General features: G+C 45.4%; 21 protein-coding genes. 15 read left to right on the forward strand and 6 right to left on the reverse strand.

Annotation, left to right across the window (positions count from 1 at the left end; genetic code table 11):
- Positions 1 to 44: 44 nt before the first annotated feature.
- The gene (gene sleB / locus HP567_RS14965) at positions 45 to 812 is read right to left on the reverse strand and encodes a spore cortex-lytic enzyme (RefSeq protein ID WP_173609665.1); all 768 of its coding nucleotides are present in this window, start codon (positions 810 to 812) and stop codon (positions 45 to 47) included.
- 150 nt (positions 813 to 962) lie between these two features.
- Between sleB and HP567_RS14970 the strand changes: the two genes are divergently transcribed.
- Both HP567_RS14970 and HP567_RS14975 read left to right on the forward strand, forming a co-directional pair.
- Positions 963 to 2,591, forward strand: a complete 1,629-nt coding sequence (locus HP567_RS14970) for a thiamine pyrophosphate-binding protein (protein WP_173609664.1) — start codon at positions 963 to 965, stop codon at positions 2,589 to 2,591.
- A 76-nt stretch (positions 2,592 to 2,667) separates the two neighbouring features.
- On the forward strand, positions 2,668 to 3,009 hold the full coding sequence (locus HP567_RS14975) for an Asp23/Gls24 family envelope stress response protein (RefSeq protein WP_173609663.1): 342 nt from the start codon (positions 2,668 to 2,670) through the stop codon (positions 3,007 to 3,009).
- Between the two features lie 46 nt (positions 3,010 to 3,055).
- Here the strand turns inward: HP567_RS14975 and ftsW are convergent, their stop codons facing one another.
- Both ftsW and HP567_RS14985 read right to left on the reverse strand, forming a co-directional pair.
- The gene (gene ftsW, locus HP567_RS14980; RefSeq protein ID WP_173609662.1) at positions 3,056 to 4,225 is read right to left on the reverse strand and encodes a putative lipid II flippase FtsW; all 1,170 of its coding nucleotides are present in this window, start codon (positions 4,223 to 4,225) and stop codon (positions 3,056 to 3,058) included.
- Positions 4,226 to 4,292: 67 nt separating this feature from the next.
- The gene (locus HP567_RS14985) at positions 4,293 to 4,637 is read right to left on the reverse strand and encodes a YugN family protein (protein WP_047068784.1); all 345 of its coding nucleotides are present in this window, start codon (positions 4,635 to 4,637) and stop codon (positions 4,293 to 4,295) included.
- A gap of 151 nt (positions 4,638 to 4,788) precedes the next feature.
- Here HP567_RS14985 and HP567_RS14990 point away from each other — a divergent pair, with 151 nt between their 5' ends.
- Positions 4,789 to 5,229 carry a CBS domain-containing protein gene (locus tag HP567_RS14990; protein WP_173609661.1) on the forward strand — a complete coding sequence of 147 codons (441 nt, stop codon included), beginning with the start codon at positions 4,789 to 4,791 and terminating at the stop codon, positions 5,227 to 5,229.
- A 115-nt stretch (positions 5,230 to 5,344) separates the two neighbouring features.
- Entirely contained in the window at positions 5,345 to 6,382 is a 1,038-nt protein-coding gene (locus tag HP567_RS14995) for a MerR family transcriptional regulator (RefSeq protein WP_173609660.1), read from the forward strand.
- 282 nt (positions 6,383 to 6,664) lie between these two features.
- On the opposite strand, the gene HP567_RS15000 is transcribed toward HP567_RS14995, so the two are convergent.
- A complete protein-coding gene (locus HP567_RS15000) occupies positions 6,665 to 7,276 on the reverse strand; it encodes a hypothetical protein (protein WP_173609659.1) in 612 nt (203 codons plus the stop codon).
- Positions 7,277 to 7,413: 137 nt separating this feature from the next.
- Here HP567_RS15000 and HP567_RS15005 point away from each other — a divergent pair, with 137 nt between their 5' ends.
- From HP567_RS15005 to HP567_RS15055, 11 genes are all read left to right on the forward strand, one after another.
- Positions 7,414 to 8,124: a thermonuclease family protein gene (locus tag HP567_RS15005; RefSeq protein WP_173609658.1), complete on the forward strand. Its 711-nt coding sequence runs from the start codon at positions 7,414 to 7,416 to the stop codon at positions 8,122 to 8,124.
- Positions 8,125 to 8,334: 210 nt separating this feature from the next.
- Positions 8,335 to 8,655 carry a hypothetical protein gene (locus HP567_RS15010; RefSeq protein ID WP_229088035.1) on the forward strand — a complete coding sequence of 107 codons (321 nt, stop codon included), beginning with the start codon at positions 8,335 to 8,337 and terminating at the stop codon, positions 8,653 to 8,655.
- A gap of 195 nt (positions 8,656 to 8,850) precedes the next feature.
- The gene (locus HP567_RS15015; protein WP_173609657.1) at positions 8,851 to 11,301 is read left to right on the forward strand and encodes a bifunctional diguanylate cyclase/phosphodiesterase; all 2,451 of its coding nucleotides are present in this window, start codon (positions 8,851 to 8,853) and stop codon (positions 11,299 to 11,301) included.
- A gap of 38 nt (positions 11,302 to 11,339) precedes the next feature.
- Complete coding sequence (locus HP567_RS15020) at positions 11,340 to 13,790, forward strand: bifunctional diguanylate cyclase/phosphodiesterase (protein ID WP_173609656.1); 2,451 nt, start codon at positions 11,340 to 11,342, stop codon at positions 13,788 to 13,790.
- A gap of 143 nt (positions 13,791 to 13,933) precedes the next feature.
- Positions 13,934 to 14,137 carry a copper chaperone CopZ gene (gene copZ / locus HP567_RS15025; protein WP_173609655.1) on the forward strand — a complete coding sequence of 68 codons (204 nt, stop codon included), beginning with the start codon at positions 13,934 to 13,936 and terminating at the stop codon, positions 14,135 to 14,137.
- Positions 14,138 to 14,239: 102 nt separating this feature from the next.
- Positions 14,240 to 14,866, forward strand: coding sequence for a nitrite reductase (locus HP567_RS15030; protein ID WP_173609654.1), 627 nt, complete (start codon positions 14,240 to 14,242; stop codon positions 14,864 to 14,866).
- Positions 14,867 to 14,908: 42 nt separating this feature from the next.
- The gene (locus HP567_RS15035) at positions 14,909 to 15,232 is read left to right on the forward strand and encodes a metal-sensitive transcriptional regulator (RefSeq protein ID WP_173609653.1); all 324 of its coding nucleotides are present in this window, start codon (positions 14,909 to 14,911) and stop codon (positions 15,230 to 15,232) included.
- Positions 15,233 to 15,463: 231 nt separating this feature from the next.
- On the forward strand, positions 15,464 to 16,324 hold the full coding sequence (locus HP567_RS15040; RefSeq protein ID WP_173609841.1) for a cupredoxin domain-containing protein: 861 nt from the start codon (positions 15,464 to 15,466) through the stop codon (positions 16,322 to 16,324).
- 115 nt (positions 16,325 to 16,439) lie between these two features.
- Positions 16,440 to 16,667, forward strand: coding sequence for a spore coat associated protein CotJA (locus HP567_RS15045; RefSeq protein ID WP_173609652.1), 228 nt, complete (start codon positions 16,440 to 16,442; stop codon positions 16,665 to 16,667).
- Positions 16,664 to 16,936 (forward strand): spore coat protein CotJB, encoded by a 273-nt coding sequence (locus HP567_RS15050; protein WP_173609651.1) that lies wholly within the window; start codon positions 16,664 to 16,666, stop codon positions 16,934 to 16,936. The genes HP567_RS15045 and HP567_RS15050 overlap by 4 nt, the downstream gene beginning before the upstream one ends.
- Before the next feature lie 21 nt (positions 16,937 to 16,957).
- Positions 16,958 to 17,527 (forward strand): manganese catalase family protein, encoded by a 570-nt coding sequence (locus HP567_RS15055; protein ID WP_007725798.1) that lies wholly within the window; start codon positions 16,958 to 16,960, stop codon positions 17,525 to 17,527.
- 77 nt (positions 17,528 to 17,604) lie between these two features.
- Here HP567_RS15055 and HP567_RS15060 read toward each other — a convergent pair whose 3' ends face one another.
- Positions 17,605 to 18,735 carry a copper amine oxidase N-terminal domain-containing protein gene (locus HP567_RS15060; protein ID WP_229088215.1) on the reverse strand — a complete coding sequence of 377 codons (1,131 nt, stop codon included), beginning with the start codon at positions 18,733 to 18,735 and terminating at the stop codon, positions 17,605 to 17,607.
- Positions 18,736 to 18,811: 76 nt separating this feature from the next.
- On the reverse strand, positions 18,812 to 19,627 hold the full coding sequence (locus tag HP567_RS15065; protein WP_173609649.1) for a copper amine oxidase N-terminal domain-containing protein: 816 nt from the start codon (positions 19,625 to 19,627) through the stop codon (positions 18,812 to 18,814).
- Positions 19,628 to 19,642: the final 15 nt, after the last annotated feature.

Consider the following 19,642-nt stretch of genomic DNA (forward strand, 5'->3'; position numbering starts at 1 on the left):
CAGGCACACAGTTTACGACTGTCGTGCCTGTTTTTAATAGAATGCTAACGACAAAAAATGTGTCTGCCGATCTTTTTGATCTGAGGGCGGCTCCAAATCCAACCGGATGTAGCGGTATCCGGGTTGAAATAATAAATGGCCCCGTCAGTTGGGTCCCAACCTTTGAGCGCGTCATTCACTGCTTTTTTTGCCTGCTCGTTCGGTGTTAGCCAAATCTGACCATCCGCCACGGCCGTAAAGGCCCGAGGTTCGAAAATAACGCCCGCGGGTGTATTGGGAAAGGACGCATTTTTCGTCCGGTTTAGAATAACAGCCGCCACTGCCACTTGGCCAATGTAGGGCTCTCCACGCGATTCTCCGTAAACGGCATTCGCCATCAGACGCAGGTCGTTCTCCGATATTCCAGCTGCGTGATACGTAGGTTTAGAAGGCGTAGAAGGCTTCGTTGGTGCTGGGGTTGCGGTTTGTGGCACCCCGAGATCAGAAGCAGTGGGCTTATAATTTTTCGTTGCATTGTACAGCTTTACTTTCGTCTGCGCCCCAAGGACACCGTCTACGGTTAAGCCAAACTCATACTGAAAGTTACGCAGCGCCCAATAAGAACGCCATCCGAATACCCCGTCTACTTTTCCGGTATAGAAGCCAAGGTGCTTCAAGCGATACTGCATTTCGCGCACGTCTGAGCCTTCTGCCCCTACTTTGACGATCTGCTTACTGAATGCATCCGAGCGTAAGGGAGATACCATAACCGCAGACGTAATCAGAAGTGCGAATACTACTACAGCTAGCAGCCATTTGACAGGCTGTTTCATTTCTTACCCTCCTTCGGGTATGGATTTGTATATCAGTTGATTATTGTTAGGTTCTCCAACTTCCGTCATTTTGGTCTTAGTAAAATATTGGAGAATGCGTAGACTACGAGTACATGTATTTGCACTTTGTCCTGAAAGGGGAAGATTTTGATGCAGGTCGCGCAATATTTGACGGAGCAATTGATTAGATGGGGAGTAAAACGAATCTACGGGGTGGCAGGTGACGGAATCTTTGCCTGGCTGGATCAGATCGCGAAGCAATCCGACATTCAATACATTGCTTGCAAGCATGAATCTGCTGCGGCCATGATGGCAAGTGCGGAAGCAAAACTGACGGGGTTTCCGGCTGTTTGTACCGCGACGATGGGGCCGGGTTTCGTCAATCTGCTGAATGGACTTGCAGATGCCCATACGGATCGTGTACCTGTCATTGCAATTACAGGTCAAGTGGAGACATACAAGCTGGGTGGTGCGTACAAGCAGTTTATCTCACAAGAAGATATGATACGCCCCATCAGTTTTTATTCGACAACGATTACGCATCCAGACGCAATCCAAAGTGTTCTGCACAAAGCATTTGTCACGGCTATGCAACAAAAAGGAGTGACACATCTCGCCATTTGCAAGGATGTCTTCACCCAAACGACTTCAGAAGCTGTCCTTGCAGCACTTCCACGTATTCCACATGCCATTTATCCTGATCGGATGGAGATTGAGCTTGTTTCCGAGCAGGTTGCGAAGGCGAAAAAGCCTCTCGTTCTCCTTGGAATCGGTGCCCGCAAGTCGGCCGATTCGTGTGTGAGGCTAGCGGAACAGCTAGGGGCAGGGGTGTTGCTGTCGCTCGGAGCAAAAGGGACGGTTGATGAATCTCATCCACTTGTGATTGGCGGTTGGGGAGAGGGGGGCAGCGAAACCGCTTTACATGCGTTAGCGGAAGCAGATTTGTTGCTGATTCTGGGAGCGAGCTGGTTCCCTCGTACTTTTTTGCCAAAGAAACTGTCCGTCATTCAAGTAGATCATCAGCCTGGATCCATACATGCTCATCCCTACCTCCAGTCTGTCACAGCTGAATTGGATGATGTCCTGCCGATCTGGATGAGGCGTTTGCAATCGCACAGAAAAGACGATGCGTGGCAGGAACAGATCAAGCGTTGGCATGGAGAGTTTGGCGAGGAGACAGAGCAAGCAGTCATTCAACAAGTGAGTGAACGAGTAAAGCCACAAACCTTGATGCATACACTTGGGGGCATGGTCAATGAAGATGCGATTATCGTCCTGGATACGGGGGAGCACACAATCTGGTTTAACCGTGCGTTCCGTGGGAAAAAACAGACCCCACTCTTTTCGGGAAAGTGGCGAACAATGGGATTCGGGTTGCCTGCGGCTGTGGCTGCAAAGCTCACCTATCCTGAGAAGCAGGTCGTCTGCGTCGCTGGGGATGGGGGATTACAAATGAATCTGGCGGAACTTATGACAGCGGCCCAGCTCCAACTTCCGATTGTGATTCTTGTGGTGAACAATGGGACATTAGGATTGGAAGAGGTGAAAATGAGTCAGGCGGGTTTGATCCCTTTTGGAGTGAAATTGCGTAATCCAGATTTTCAGCAATTGGCGAGTGCTTGCGGAATCAGCGGCAAGGTTGTCAAAGAGGTACAAGCTCTTGAGCCAGTATTGCGGGAGGCTTTTGCTGCAGATCAGTTGACACTCGTTGACATACATTGCACGTCTCCGACACTAACGGAGAGAAAAAAACAAATTTCCTTCCAAGCCCAAGCATGATTTGTTTATAATGAAAGAAAAGGCAAATGAAACCAGTGGGGGAAGAACGAAACGGGCGAAGAGGGAGGGCGTCCTGATGGCTGACAGGCTTGGCGAAATCAGAGTAGCAGATCAGGTGATCGCAATCATTGCTGGCGTTGCTGTAGAAGAAGTGTTGGAAGTCACAGTCCGTTCAGGCGGAATCTATCAAGATTTGGCGAAAAAGCTGAATGGCGGCGCGAAAGGCATTACTGTATCCGTAATCGACGACAGAGTCACCATTGACATGCGTGTATCCGTCCGTTATGGGGCGCAGATCCATCACGTCTGTCACGTCCTACAGGAAAAAGTAAAAGAAGCGGTGGAAACACTGACAGGTCTTTATGTGGAAGCTGTGAATGTACGGGTGGAAACAATCGAACTTCTTCGAAATGACTAAGAAAAAAGGGATACTGGACGCATCCGGTATCCCTTTTGTTTGTTTTTCACATGGCATATGGCTGTTTTTGTAATTGCTCTTCTACCTTCTGGCGACTGACTTCCCGCGATATACTGAGTAAAAAGCCAGTGGCGAGCAGACATACGAGTAAGGAGGAACCACCATAACTGATAAACGGCAATGGTACACCTGTCAAAGGAATCAAACCCGTCACTCCGCCGATGTTTAAGATCGCCTGAATGGCAAACATGCTGACAACACCGATACCTGCCAGACTGGCAAAGGTGTCTTTTACGCGCAGACAAATATGGATGCCTCGCAGCAGGAAAAGCAAGAAAATCAAGAGGAACACCGAGGCACCGATAAAACCAAGCTCTTCTGTCATGATTGAGAAAATAAAATCGGTATGTCTCTCGGGCAAATACAAATACTTTTGAATGCTTTTCCCAAAGCCTGTCCCAGTCAGACCGCCATGTGCAATCGCAATCCAGGATTGAATAATGTTGTAGCCGGTGCCATCCATATCACTCCACGGATTGAGGTACGAGTAAATCCGATTCAAGGCATGGGGCTTAGCTGTGATGTATATCAATAGCGCAACAGTCACAGCTGGTGCACCGAGACCGACCAGTTGACGGATTTTGGCTCCACCGCAGATCATGACAATCAAAGCGCACCCGAGCAAGATGGCGGCAGAACCGAGGTCAGGCTGGACTACAATCATCATAAAAAACATCCCCGTTACCATCAGTGGGGGCATCAAACCAGATTTCAGCTTTTGAATCCCGTTCCCTTTTTTGGAGATGATCGCTGCCAAGTACAGAATAAGGCCAAGCTTGGCAAACTCCGCAGGCTGTATAGTTGCAGAACCGATTTCAAACCACGATCGAGCTCCGTTTACTTCCTTACCAATACCTGGAACAAGGACCAGGAGCAAAGAAAAGAAGCTGACTAGCGCAATCAATAAGAAGTTTCTCTTATAAAAGGAGAAGGGAATGTTCATGGCCACCAGCATCCCAACGACACCGAGCAGCAAGAAAACAGATTGACGCTTCACGAAATAAAGCTCATCTCCGCCACAATAATCACAGCCGCCGCTTGTAAAGCTCGTCAACGCGAAAATGGAGCTGGAGCTAAGCACCATGGTTATCCCAAACCCAACAAGTAGGGCGGTCAAAAACAGGAGCAAGAAGTCAGGTACGCCCCTCGTCTTCATAAAAATAACCCCCCTCTACGTGAAACAGAGAGGGGATTCCTCTCTGTACACCGTGCCATTTCATTTTTTAGTGTGAGGACAGCTTTTCACCCAGCATTTGCAGCTTCAACTTCGCTGTTTTTACAACGGAGTCTGGCATTGGGTAATCGTAATCCAGACCGTGTGGGAAAAGGTGTTTGCCCATGTAAGGATCTTCGAGCTTCAGGACTGCGTGCGTATCCTCAAGTTTGCCTTCTGTCACGTTCGCTTCGATGCGCAGGTAGAAGACGTTGCCTTTATCTTGGATTTTATAATCGTATGTAGCATGCTTGTAATCCCAAGCGCCGCGATCAAAGCCGAGTTCGCTCATATAGTGCTCCAGATCGGCGAAAAAGACTTCTTTCGTGCCAATACCCGTGTCCTTAATGACCATTCTTTTTCCTCCTAAAAATGGGTGAGATATTCACTTATTAATCATAGTCTGTTTTTGGAAGAAGCGCAATATATCATACTCTTTCTTGCGAATGAAACGATAGATGAGCGGACAAACTACAATCGTTGATTAGCAAAAGGAGGAGAATGAAATGGCAAAGCTGGAAAATCGCACTCTGCGCGAAATTATGACAAAAGATGTCGCTACTGTGACGCTTAAGGATAATGTGTATGAAGTGGCTTGCAAAATGCGCGATTGGAATGTAGGGGTCATTCCGGTTGTAGATGAAAAAAATGATGTGATCGGCGTGATTACGGATCGTGATATTGTGATTCGCGGTTTGGCTGAAAAGCATGAAGGATCGACTGCAACCGAGGTTGTCATGACCCGAGACATTATTCTCGGTCAGCCAGGAATGACGGTTGATGAAGCGGCAAAGGTGATGGCTCAGCATCAAATTCGTCGCCTGCCCGTTGTCGAGCATGGCAAGCTGGTCGGAATTGTGGCGTTGGCAGATATGGCTGTTCGTCAAGTCCACCACGATGAGGCGAGTGACGCTCTCCAACAAATTTCTGAGCCGGCGCCACATTAATAAGTATAGAAATGAGCTGTCGGGAGGAATCCGGCAGCTTTTTTTCTTTCTATCTGTACATTCACGCTGCGTCAAGGTTTATGATAAGAAAAGAATGATACAGGGAGAGAGTTCCATGCAAATCAAAGACATGGCCCATCGCTTGCAAATAACCCCGCGTGCGATTCGATATTATGAAGAAAAAGGGCTAATCAAGCCATCGAAAGCAGATGCATCCGGTTATCGCCAGTTCACAGAGGAAGATGTCTGGAGACTGCAAACCATCATTACACTGCGCGAGGTCGGGATGGCGGTAGAAGACATTCGGGAGCTTCTGATTCAAATGAAGGATCAGGAAGGCACTCTTCTCCATTATTTAGAGCTGCAGCGTTCGTTTATGTATACAAGATGGGTAGAAATGAGCAAGGTCATCCAAACGACAGAAGCGATGATTGAGCGGATAAAGGGTAGAGAGTCGATTGATCCAGCAGAGCTGTTTACATTGGCAGAGGCGAACAAGCGATTAAAGCAGACTCGGGATAACTGGGTGGATCGATGGAATTTTAATGAATGGGCGGACCGATACGACGAATGGGTATATGGCGGGAATGGTCACGAATCTTACGAAAACGTGCTGGATGAAGTCGTTGCGACAGTTGCAGTCAAACCGGGAGAATGTGGCCTAGATGCCGGAACGGGAACTGGAAACCTCGCAGGGCGTCTTGTGAAAAAAGGAGCCAGGATGAGCGGGTTCGACCAATCACCGCAAATGCTGAAGCAATGCAGAGCGAAACACCCAGAGGTCGAGACGAAGCTGGGAACCTTTTTCGCCTTTCCGTTTTTAGAAAATCGGTTTGACTTTGTGGCTACGAGTTACGCCTTGCACCATTTGACGGATGATCAAAAGCAGCTTGCCTTGGCGGAATGTCGTCGTGTGTTAAAACCAGGGGGACGCTTGGTCATTGCCGATTTGATGTTTGTGGATCAGGCACATAGACAAGCGCATCTTGTTGCACTAGAGGAGGCTGGCCATACGAGCGTGATAGCAGATATTCAGGACCGCTGTTATGCTGATCGCTCTCGGTTGCTACAGGAGCTTGTTCATCTTGGTTTTACGAATGAAGTCAGACAGCTAGGTACCTATACGCATTTGATCCTGTCTACTAGTAAGTAGTACATTCTTGTTGAGGTTTTTTAAAAGTCGTCTGTCGAACACGCATTTCACTTTTGGGCTCTTCCACCTACTGGCACGCGTCTAGCCTTTTGCATAGGCTGTAGCGAGAAGGAAAGGAGGACTCCACCATGGGTCTGTTCGACGGTTTTTTTGATCGCGAGAACGAGGAATTTATATGGATTATTATTGTCGTGGTCGTCCTGTTGTTCTTGTTTAGTGCCGATCGTGACTAAAATCTGGACGTATAAACAAAACGACCTTGCGCGAAGGTCGTTTTTTTCGTTACCCAAAATGGACTTCTTTATCCAACACATACTCGAGCGGTGGCAGTTCTCGTGGCGCTGCGTAGGGGGTCAAGGAGAAGCCAACACTATCGAGTTGATCGGGAAGGGCAGGACTGACCATAAACTGCAGGGAGATTTTTCGCTCAGAGCCGCGCGCTCCGCTTTTGCGTACATGGTGCTCCTGTGAGCTTTTGATTTCAAGCATGAGATGTGGGCGTAGCATACCAATGTCTTCATAATCGGTCAATCCCGATTTTATCTCGACATGAACGATGCTCAAATTCTTGTGTTGCATGGCATGTGTCAATGTGTAGGTAAAACCATCAAGCACAGTTGTTTTCATAATTGGCAGCACACCGATCAATTCGCCGTGCTCATCAGGGAATACGGGCCTTATTTCAGAATTTAATGTGTGCAGAAACCAACCAAGTTCAGCTTCATCGATACCGTATTTCTCAGCCCATTCCTGTCGGATTTCCTGGGGTGGGGTTAATCTTTTCCCGTTTGCAAGCACTTTTCGCTCACGAAGTAGCTGAAGAATACTCTCGTCGATTTTTTTGCATTCGTCGTTGTACTGGTTTGGTACAAGTTGAAATTCAGCCCAACCCATCAAGAATCGCTCCCTTTCCATTTTCATTATTTTACCAAAAGTCTTGAGTGTTTGTACTTTTTTCTCTCCTATTGACCTGCGCGGGCAAATCCACTACGCTGGAAAACAATGCAACATAGAAGAGGAGAAGGAAGTCTATGAAACGATTTGCAATGTATCTGCTCGCACTGGCTCTTTTGCTATCGGCCTGTGGAGCGTCCGGCAAACCAGAAGCTAACGGAGAGATGGATGCTGTGATCAAACGAGTGGTTGATGGCGATACATTCGAACTGGACAGCGGGGAAAAAGTCCGTATGATTGGCGTAGATACCCCGGAGACAGTGAAACCCAACCATCCAGTCGAACCGTATGGGAAAGAAGCGAGCGATTACTCCAAGGAGCTTTTAACGGGTAAAAAGGTTAAGCTGAAGTTCGATGTCGAGCCCTATGACAAATACAAGCGTTTGCTTGCTTACGTATATTTGGAAGATGGAACCTTTGTCAATGAAAAGCTCGTTCGTGACGGCTACGCCCGGATCATGACGATCCCACCGAATGTAGCCCAAGCAGAGCTGTTCCTGGCAGCCGAGCGTGAGGCGCGGGAGCAGAATCGAGGGCTTTGGGCTTTAGAAGGGCAAAAGGCAGGGGCTTCTAAGGAAAAAGCCAAGCCCCAAAAACAATCCAATAACAATACCGCCGCAGACGCTGCACCACCAGAAGGCAAGACCATCAAGGGCAATGTCAACAGCAAGGGCGAGAAAATCTATCACGTTCCTGGCTCCGCTAGCTATGAGCAAACAAAAGCGGAAATGTGGTTTGCGACGGAGGAAGAAGCCCAGCAAGCAGGTTTTCGGGCGCCAAAACGATAAGACATGCAGGAAACATGAGCCGCATAAATGAAAATGTAAGCCTCGTCTGCCTTGGCAGTCGGGGCTTTTTCCTTGTCGAAAAGAATTTCAGAAATGTTACAGAACGATGTTAATTGATGAAAAAAGGTCAAAAGACCTATGGTAAATGCCGTTACATAAGATAAAGGGATTAGTGAACTTGCCCGCCATTTTTCCCGAATGAAGCACAATTTGCAAGATTTATTAGAACGAGTCTCCTTCCATTCACAACAAGTAGCCGCTTCCTCCGAGGAATTGACAGCAACGAGCATGGAGCATGCGATCAGCTCATCCATTGAAGCGAACAAAACAGCAACAGAAGGGAATGAAGTGGTTGCCAAATCTATCGAGCAAATGAATGAGATGAATCAAAGAGTGAGCTCTTCAACTGAAGTGGTCAATATGCTCGGCGAAAAATCAAAAGAAGTCGGTTCAATCGTTTCGATTATTACGAAAATCGCGAGTCAAACGAATCTCGAAAAGAACACAAGAAATGTCAGGACAAATCAATAAAGCCAATTACGGAACGGTTTCCGTCGTGGAATTTTCAGAGGGAATTGCTCATGTTTCAAGAATGGTGGCGGAGAACAAACAGCTTCTATGGAACAGATTACAACCGCTTCTAGTACACTCGCCGAAATGGCAGAAGAGCTGCAGCATTCCATTCGTAAGTTTCAATTGTAATGCGAGAACAGGCGGGGGTGCCATGTGTTTAATCAAATCAGAGATGTAAAGTATGCATTATCTGCATTGGAAGAGTCATCTGTTATTTCGATAACAGATGAAAAAGGAATCATCACCTACGTCAATCACAACTTCTGTCAAATATCCAAGTTTAGTAGAGAGGAATTAATCGGAAAAAACCATAACATCGTCGATTCCGGTTTCCATCCGAGAAACTATTTTAAATCGCTATGGGATACCATCAGCCTAGGAAAAGTGTGGAAAGGCGAGATGAAAAATCGGGCAAAGGACGGTACGGAATACTGGCTTAGCATGACGTTAGTGCCGTTCATGAACGACAGTGGTTTCCTTTATCAGTACGTGGCAATTGGGACGGACATCACGAAACGAAAGCAGATGGAAGAGTCTCTTTCAAAGACGATGAAGGACTTGCACGATATCAAAAATGCACTTGATGAATCTTCGATTGTAGCGATTACAGACGATAAAGGCGTCATTACTTATGTAAATGACAAGTTTTGTGAAATCTCCAGATACGAAGTGGATGAATTGGTTGGAAATACACATCGGGTCATTAACTCATGCTATCATTCCAAGTCGTTTTTTAAATTGATGTGGGAAACGATCAAGCAAGGACGAGTCTGGAAGGGCGAAGTGAAGAACCGCGCCAAAAACGGCAGTGAATACTGGATGAATACGACCATCGTGCCATTTTTAGACGACCGGGGAGTTCCGTATCAATATGTTTCGATCCGTACGGATATTACCGACCGGATTGAAGCAGAGGCAGCATTGGCAGAAGCATTGCAGAACGATTTTCGCAGGACGGTCCAAAACTTGCAAAACTGCGTGTTCAAGATCGTAACAGATCCAAAAGGAAACATCACCTATACCTTGTGTGAAGGGAAAATTGCCGAAGAGCTCGGGCTAACGTCTGAGAGGATGTTGAGAAAAACATCGTATGAAATCTTTCCATATGAGGTAGCGGAGCAAATGGAAAGCTATTTTCGCAGAGCATTTGCTGGTGAGTCTGTTACCTTCGAACTGAAACTATCCGGAAATGATTATTACATTACATTGTCGCCTATTGAGGAAAACGGAGAGATCGTGGAAATGGTAGGCTCCATGATTGACATCACCGAGAGAAAAAAGGCAGAAGAAACGATTCGCTACATGGCCCATTACGATTCCTTAACCAACCTGCCTAATCGAACGCTTTTTCATGAAAAACTGGCTGAGGCCATGCTCAAGGCAAAACAAAAAAATGAGAAAATCGGCGTCATGTTCATCGATTTGGATCGTTTCAAAAACATCAATGACACGCTTGGCCACTCCATTGGGGATGTCCTTTTACAAGCAGTAGCAAATCGTCTCATCGGTTGTTTGCGAAAAGAAGATTCTGTTTCTCGACTAGGTGGAGATGAGTTCGCCATCTTTCTCACAGGTGTCTCACACAAGGAGGCTGGTGAAATTGCGCAGCGAATCATCACGAGCATGTCAGAATCGATTACGTTAGACCATATCGAAATCTTTATCACACCAAGTATCGGCATCAGCATGTATCCGGATGATGGAGACGATATCGAAGCGCTACTGAAGCATGCAGACGCAGCCATGTATTTGGCAAAAGAGCAAGGAAAAAATAATTATCAATTTTTCTCGGAGGAGCTGCATCAGGTTTTAGCTAAAAAGCTACAGCTTGAAAGAGAATTGCGAAAAGCTCTGGATGAGAAACAATTTACACTGCACTACCAACCGAAGATTCATTTGCACACCGGCAAGATTATCGGCATGGAGGCGCTGATTCGTTGGGAACATCCAGACCTTGGTCTCATCCCACCAATTCAATTTATCCCGATCGCAGAAGAAACAGGCTTAATCGTTCCACTTGGGGAATGGGTAATGCGAACGGCATGCCAGCAAACAAAAGTGTGGCAAGAAGCAGGCTATACAGAACTGGCTGTTGCAGTGAATATATCCTTACGCCAATTTATGCAAAACAACCTCATTGAGATGATTACCTCAATCCTTGAAGAAACAGGCTTATCACCGCAATACTTAGAGCTGGAAATCACGGAAAGCATGGCGCTAAATGTAGACTATACGATACGGATTTTGAATCGGTTGAAAGGTCTTGGGATTAGCATCAGTATCGATGATTTCGGGACGGGCTACAGTTCTTTGAGCTATCTAAGTCAATTTCCGATCGACCGGCTCAAAATCGATCAATCCTTTGTCCGGAATTTGAATCCACGGAATCAAGCGATTATAAAAACGATCATCGACATGGCACACAACATGAAAATTGCCGTTATTGCAGAGGGCGTAGAAACACACGAACATGTTGAATTTCTAAAGGAACAAATGTGTAATGAAGTCCAAGGGTACTTTTACAGTAAGCCGCTGCCCACGAAAGAAATCGATTCCTTTTTGCAGGTAAATCGTTATGGGAAATCAGGCAGCATGGTTAAGTGAGACCATCGAGATTAACAAAAGGAAAGCGGTGAACGAGCTTGGATCACCAGATACATGGAACGTACGACAGTTTCCTTGTGATACTATCTTATTTAATCGCGGTTGCAGCTTCTTTTTCTGCTCTCAACCTGGCAGCCAGAGTGAGTAAAAGTAAGGGGAAGCATCAGCTACTCTGGTTGATTTTTGGTGCCACAACGATGGGGCTTGGAATCTGGTCCATGCATTTTGTCGGAATGCTGGCACTTACCCTCCCCATTAAGGTTTTGTATGACATGGAGTATGTCGTCCTATCCGTCATCCTTGCTATTTTTGTCTCAAGCATAGCCTTGTTTACCGTCACGAAAAGCAACTTACATGCGAGACAGCTAGGTATCGCGGGAATTCTTATGGCTGCTGGAATATCTGGGATGCATTACGTTGGAATGGCCGCGATGATTATTGAAATTACATACGATATGTGGATCGTCATTTTATCCATTATCATCGCAGCGACTGCTTCGGCAGCGGCACTTTGGCTCTTGTTTTACTTTCGCCGTGATCAGGCAAAATACGCGTATTTATACAAATTGGGCAGCTCACTCATAATGGGAGCAGCAATCGCGGGCATGCATTACACCGGGATGGTTGCAGCGCATTTCTACGTTACAGAACTGCCGACAACAGAAGTGGAAACGCAGATTGAGCCGGAGACCTTGGCCTATATCATTGTCTTGGCCACCTTTTTACTGATCGGCATTACATTGTTCGGCTTGTTTATTAACAAACGACTCTCGCAAAAAGATACGGTCATTCAGGAAAGTGAAAGCTGGTATCGTTCCCTTTATAAAAATAATGAGTACGGGATTATTTCCTTAGATACAGGCGGATGTATTATCAAAATGAACCCAGCTGTTACGAAGATTGGTGGATTGCGGGAGGAAGAATTCATTAATCAACACGTATCGAAAATTGGCATGCATATTGTAGAGGAGAAAAGGGACATCACCAAAGATTCTTTTGCCCAGTCTTTTCAGCCCAATCGGAATAATTTTGAGACGACCATTTTTCATCCGAACGGAAATCGCGTAGAGTTGAGTGTACTCAATGTCCCGGTTGAGATTGAAGGAGAAGTGGTGGGGAATCACATCATTGTGAAGGATATTACCGAAGAGAATCGCGTGAAAGAAAAAATCAGATATTTAGCTTATCACGATGAGCTGACCGACTTGCCGAACCGAAGAAAGTTTAATCAAGTTCTTCATCAATCCATTGAAAAAAGCAGCCAAGATTTATCGAGCTTTGCCATCATGGTTATCGACATCGATCGTTTCAAAATGATCAATGATTCCTTGGGTCACTCCTACGGCGATATCTTTTTGCAGGGGGTCAGCGACAGAATTGCAAAGAGTGCGGAAGGGTACCACGCCACAATTGCCCGGATGGGTGGAGATGAATTTACCATCCTTTGCGAAACAGGAGCGGACCGCAGGGAAGCGGCGAGTTTAGCGGATAAGATCATTGAAGCGTTGAAACAGCCATTCTCGCTAAAAGACAGTGAGTTTTACATATCAGCGAGTATCGGAACGGCAATCTTCCCAGACCATGGAACGGATGCTGTCGCGCTACTCAAAAAAGCGGATACGGCCATGTACGAGGTGAAAAAACAGGGGAAAAATGGTCATCTGTTCTACACGCCCGAATTTGACGTCCAATTGCTGGAAAATATTGAAATAGAACGTGATCTAAGAAAAGCAATTGAACGAAAAGAGCTGGTGGTGTACTACCAACCTCAATTTCATTCGGAAAGTAATCGCATGATCGGAGTGGAGGCTCTCGTCAGGTGGAATCATCCTACCAAAGGGATGCTTTCACCAGGAGTGTTTATCCCTATTGCTGAAGAGACAGGGTTGATCTATGAGATTGGTACATGGGTGCTTCGCGAAGCGTGCAGGCAAATGAAGCAGTGGCATGATGGAGGGGGACCGTTGATACCCGTTTCCGTCAACTTGTCCTCCCATCAATTTCACCAACGGAACCTCGTCCAGTACATCAAAAATATCCTCGAGGAAACCAAGCTTGCCCCGCACTTTTTGGAGCTGGAAATCACGGAGAGCATGATGATGGATCCGGCAGTATCGATCAGTATCCTGCAAGAGTTAAACAAAATCGGAACGAGAATTAGCTTGGATGATTTTGGAACCGGTTACAGCTCATTGAGCTATTTGAAAAAGTTTCCGATTCACAAGCTAAAGATTGACCGCTCCTTCATAACAGACCTGTCTCGAAATGAAAACGATAAAGCCATTGTGGCCACCATCATTTCGATGGCAAAGCATCTGAAATTGGATGTGATTGCAGAAGGCATTGAAACGAAGGATCAGCTGGATATTTTAACAGAAAATCATTGCAAGGAAATTCAAGGGTACTATTACAGTCGCCCATTATCAGCGAATGAGGTGGAGCAAGTGTTTTTTGTTCCCATAAGAACGCATCTCAGCCAAGAAGCGTAAGCAAATAACTCCCTGTCTTAAATAGATGGGGAGCTCTTTTAAATGTACACAGCAGGAAATGTAAATTTGGGTATTGTATACCCTACAGGGGTATTGTAAAATGTAATCGAGATAAGTTTCCCAAAAACAAAGGAGGATGTAAAATGAATGTCACTTTGAACGTACAAGGAATGTCCTGCAATCACTGCGTTATCTCTATAGAAGGTGCTCTACAAAAACTGGAAGGGGTTAGCAAAGCAACGGTAAGCCTTGCTGACAATCAGGTAAGCGTGACTTTTGATGAATCTGTTGTTTCGCTGGAAAATGTGAAAGAGACGATTGAAGATCAAGGATACGATGTCGTATAAGCAAAAGTTGCGGGAAAGGCTGTGATTGTAGAATTGCAGCCTTTCGTATATCGATCAGTTGACCGAATATTACAAATCCAGATAGTGTAGGAGGAATGCTTTTTGAAGCGTGTACAGTTTGCCGTAAGTCCAGAAATTCGTGTCGGGGGTTCTGTGTTTACTCCTGCAGATATGATGGCAATCGGTCAAATCGTTGGCGAGGATGCCCAACTCGAACTTTCGATCTTTCAGCAGCTTATAGTCGAGATGAATGAAGAGAAGGCGGAGGCTGCCAAAAATGCGCTGCGTGACAAAGGCTTATGCGTGTACGAAACGGGCTCTGTTGTAAAGAATTTGTCAGTCTGTTCTTTTTGCAAAGGAGCGGAGATTGAAGGGCTTATGGCAGCGAGAAATTTAAATGACACGATTGCAGGGATGACCGTTCCTTTTACGATGAGAGTCGGTTATACAGGCTGCCCAAATGCCTGTGGAGAGCCGTTGGTAAAAGATATCGGGATCGTCAAGCGAAAAGAAACCTTTGAAATCTACGTCGGAGGCCAATCGAAAACAATGGAGGCCAGAACAGCCCAGCTCCTGATCGAGCAGGTGAAGGAAGAACAATTATCCACCATCGTCCAAAGCATCATTGCGTTGTATCAGACGCAAGGGAAAAAGAGAGAGAAGTTTTTCAAGTTTGTCGAGCGATTTGGATTGGAGAATGTCCGAAAAGAATTGGGGCTGTCTTCCTGACAGAGATGTGAATATTGTAGGATGATTAGAGGGGGAATCTTATTGTCAAATGCGGAATTGAACATTGTGCAGTCTTGTCATACATCTGATCGAAACAGTCATCATTCAGAAAAAACCAAGCAAAACTTGCAGGCGCGTCTCAATCGGATTGAGGGGCAGATTCGCGGGATTAAGGGCATGGTGGAGAAGGATGCTTATTGTGATGATGTCTTGAATCAAATTGCTGCAGTACAATCTGCCTTAAATTCAGTGGGACGTATCCTTTTGGAAGGACATATGAAATCGTGTGTGATTGAGCGCATCCAAGAAGGGGACAGTGCAGTCATTGACGAGCTGTTAACCACGATGAATAAGCTGATGAAATAAAAAGCTTCAGAAATGAAGCTTTTTATAATGGAGAAAGCGTGTGACGGTGCAAAATCTGGACAAGTTTTGAAATGAAGCAGGGGATGTTTTTCGCAGTAAAAAGACGAAGACGACGGTCTATGCATGAATTCAACGAGGGTGTCCTTTTCTAGTTCGTTTTGTCCTATTTAGTTGGCGTAGGACATACTTTACAATGAGGGGAATATACTCGGGGGTGGTATCTTGAGCGCGGTGTATCAGGTCCTGATCTACGTCAGTCTCGCTTATGCTTGCTTCACATGGTTTATTTGGCGACGAAAGCAAGGGATCGATCATATGCAAGGCATGATGAGCACGATGTCTGTCAGTATGATAATTGGCCTGATCGGAGGGTTGATCTTCGGCGATGTTTACAAGGGAGACCTTTATGTATCCACTATGTGGGGAATGCTGGCAGGTGGATTGTCTGGTTTTTTGCTAGGCGTTCCATTGTCGATCCTGAGTATTGTAGAAGGAATCTTATCTGGCGTCATGGGCGGGATGATGGGCGCGATGCTGGGAGAAATGGTTCCCGGTGAAAAAGTAGAGCCTCTCCTGTTTGTTTTCGTCATGCTCTATACCGTATGTATGCTACTCGTATCCAAGCTGATTGATTTCAATAAAAAAGAAACGAAGTGGTCTTCCTTTTTTCATCATCCAGCTACCCCAGCTGTGTTGCTGCTTGCCGTCTTCTTCTGGTTTCAATCGTTACCGTTTCCATCTCCGGCGCTTTATGCGACAGAAATCACCCTCACAGCCGTCGACTTTTCCTATAAACCGAACCAATTTACTGTTAAAAAAGATACGGAGATCAAAGTCGTCTTTCAAAATGATGGCAATGTAGAGCACGATATTAAGGTTGCCTCTCATGGAAAAATCGTTACGATTTCAGAATCAAGCAGTGAACATCAGCATGGAGGAATGGCTGAGGGTGTGGTTCACTTGCACGCCAAACCGGGAGAGTCTGTTGAAACAGTGTGGAAGGCATTGGAGGAAGGAAACTATGAATTTTATTGTACGATCCCGGGACACAAAGAAAGCGGCATGATTGGTAGCTTGCAAGTGACGGGATGAAGCAACGGGGGAGGAGAATGCCTTTCTTTTTGGGGTAGCAATCACGCCTACTGGGTGGGCTGCATAGTGTAGTCATGAAGGAAGTGACATTGCAAGTTGGAGGAGGATATTGGCATTGCATTCGCAAACACGCGACTACTTTCCGTACGTTGGTCCCTTCGATCCTTGTCCGCCGATTCGGGTAAAAACATACCAGGTGCCCCCTCAGCTTTTTATGCAGTTTCAGCCAGAGAACTTGCCGCAATACAGCCCGATGGAAGCGTTGAAATTAGGTACGCTATGGCCGGCGCTTTTTAGCCCATATGATCCCAGACTGAGTCATTTAGGGAGGGGAGGCACATGACAGCTGAAAATAGATTTGGCGATGAACAATATTACGCATTGCTTGAACAGTTGCAAGCGATCGACTTCGTGCTGGTAGAGCTAAATCTTTACTTAGATACTCATCCAACCGATCAGAATGCGCTCCAGCAGTTTAACGATTTAACGGAACAACGCTGGGTTTTGGCAAACGAGTATGAGAGGCTGTATGGACCTTTGCAAAATCTTGGCCGCAGCTATTCAGGCTATCCGTGGCAGTGGAATGATGATCCATGGCCTTGGCAAGTTTAGAAGAGAGGGATAACGAAACCGATGTGGATCTATGAAAAAAAACTACAGTATCCGGTTCGTGTCAGTAAGTGCGATGTGAGAATGGCGAAGTATTTGATTGAGCAATACGGAGGAGCAGATGGAGAGCTGGCAGCCGCTTTGCGCTATATGAATCAGCGGTATACAATCCCAAATAAAGTGGTCGGATTATTAACGGATATCGCTACCGAGGAGTTTGCGCATCTCGAGATGATTGCCACGATGGTGTATAAGCTGACCAAAGACGCGACGGTAGAAGAATTGAAGGAAGCCGGTCTGGGTGACCATTACGCCAATCATGATCGGGCGCTCTTTTACAACAATGCCAGTGGTGTACCGTGGACGGCTGCCTACATCGCTGCCAAGGGCGATCCAATCGCTGATTTGTATGAGGATATCGCAGCAGAAGAAAAAGCCCGCGCGACGTATCAATGGCTGATCGACATGACCGACGATGTTGATTTGCAGGACAGCTTGAAGTTTTTGCGGGAGCGGGAAGTGGTTCACTCTATGCGTTTCCGCGAGGCTGTAGAGATTTTGAAGGAAGAACGGGATGCGAAGAAGATATTTTGAATGTTAAAAAAGAGAGCTGGTGGGCTCTCTTTTTCTAATTTATTCTATCCCATAGCTGGCGAAGGTGATTGAAGTTGTTAATCTTCGCTAAAATCGTATGGGATCACTATAATGGATTTCTGCCCCCATTTATGAACAAAAATAACCTCGCACTCTAACATTTCTGCAACTTCTCGTAACGGGACCACAAGAATGGTATTATTGTGCAGCTTTGCCTTTGCCGATGCAGTAACTGGGTAATTATTGATGATGAATCGATTACTCCCTGCTGGAATGGTAATCCAAATTGCGCTTCCCGGGTAGGTCTCTTTTGTGATTGTTGCGGACTGAGTTGAATCGTCCCATTGAAGAGTAGCACCAAAAGCATCCGCTAAGTCGCGAAGTGGCACATATGTGACATCATTTTCAACCAAGATTAAATCATTAAGCTTTTTATTATTAACTGTCACACTCAGGGCTGTATCTTTATAAGGTGCTGAGTTCTCATGCGTAAAAGAAAACTTTATCGTGAATATATCTTGAAAGCTATTAAACTTAGAATTGATAAAATTCATTGGTATTTGAAAGGATACACGGGCGAATTGCCCCGGTTCTAGCCGCAATGATGAATTGATAACATCGTGATTTGTTTCAGAATAGAAGTGTACCATTCCATTTTGATCGGTTAATGATATTCCCGAGTATTTAAAATTTGAGGCTGTTGCCTCTCCGTGATTAATTAAAATGGTCTTGATGGAGAGAGTGTCCCCGGACGGCCCAAATGTTATTCCTCCTGGTACGATGTCAGGTCTGAGTTCAGCTTTTTTTCCTAATGTAAATGTATACGTTGGTTTTAGATAAGCACCCTCGATTTGTTTGGGATTTGTAACGGAAGGAACAAGATCAAAGTCTACCAATTCAAAAAAGTCATAACCACTAGTACCCGAATCGAGATGATAACTTTCAATGGATTTAGGTTTCGTACTGATTTTTTGTCCCTGCTTATTGAGCAAATCAATGCTTCCCTTAAGTTCAATAATTTCATAAGGACTGAGATTTCCCCAGTTCAAGTATCCTTGTGCATAGTGACTTCCATCTGGCTTGGTTACAAATTTTACTTCCGTAAATTCGAACAGTAAAGGATTCTTCTCCAATGATGCCAAGGAAACTGGAACCGAAGCAAAGAAAATAAAAAAGCTCGAAAGAAGGCACATAAACAGTTTTGCCATTTTCACCAACTCAAATCACCCCAAGATTGAAAATATCATGTTAGAAAAGCCTTCAGTAAAGAAGGCTTTTCCCTTCTCATCTATAAAGAAGATCATTCGGAATGACGACGATGGTTTTCTGACCCCCTTTATGTTCAAAAACAACATAGTAATCCAGCATTTCTACAATATCTCGTAAAGGTACAACCAGGGTGGTGTTATTGTACAGCTTCGCTTTTCCCGACACAGTAGTTTCGCGACCTTGATCAATAAAGCGATCACTGCCAACCGGTATGACTATTTGTCTATCGTATTCCATGAAGTTGTCTCTCAGGATGAGCGTTGCCGTTTGGGTAGGATCATTCCACTGGATCGTAGCACCAAGAACGTCGGCTAACTCGCGAAGGGAAACATAAGTGACATCATTTTCAATAAAGGTTTGTTGCACAAGCTTTTTATTATTTACGGTCACAGTCACTGCTGAGTCGTCTTTATAAGGAGCAGAGTTATCGCGGAGAATCAAAATACTAATTTTTTTGATGTCATTTATGTTTTTAAACCTAGAATCAATAAAATCTAAGGGCAGTTCAAATTTTGCTTCTACAAAATGTCCCGGCTCTAGCTTCAACGATGAATTGATAACAGTGTGGCTAGTTTCGGGGTAGAAGTGGTCCATTCCGTTTTTGCCCTCAAATGAGAGACCTGCGTAGCTAAAATTTGTAGCGGTTGCTTCACCTAGATTAAGTAATAGGGCATAAATAAAAAACGTGTTGTTGTCCTCTGATCTTCCATAAATCATTGAATCTACAATGACATTTGCCTTGAGTTCTGCCCCTTCAGACTCTGGAACTGAAGCAAAGAAAATAAAAAAGATTGCAAGAAAGCACGCTAAAAGTCTAACCATTTTCACCATTTCAAATCACCCCAA

This window comes from Brevibacillus sp. M2.1A (assembly GCF_013284355.2).
Lineage (GTDB): Bacteria > Bacillota > Bacilli > Brevibacillales > Brevibacillaceae > Brevibacillus.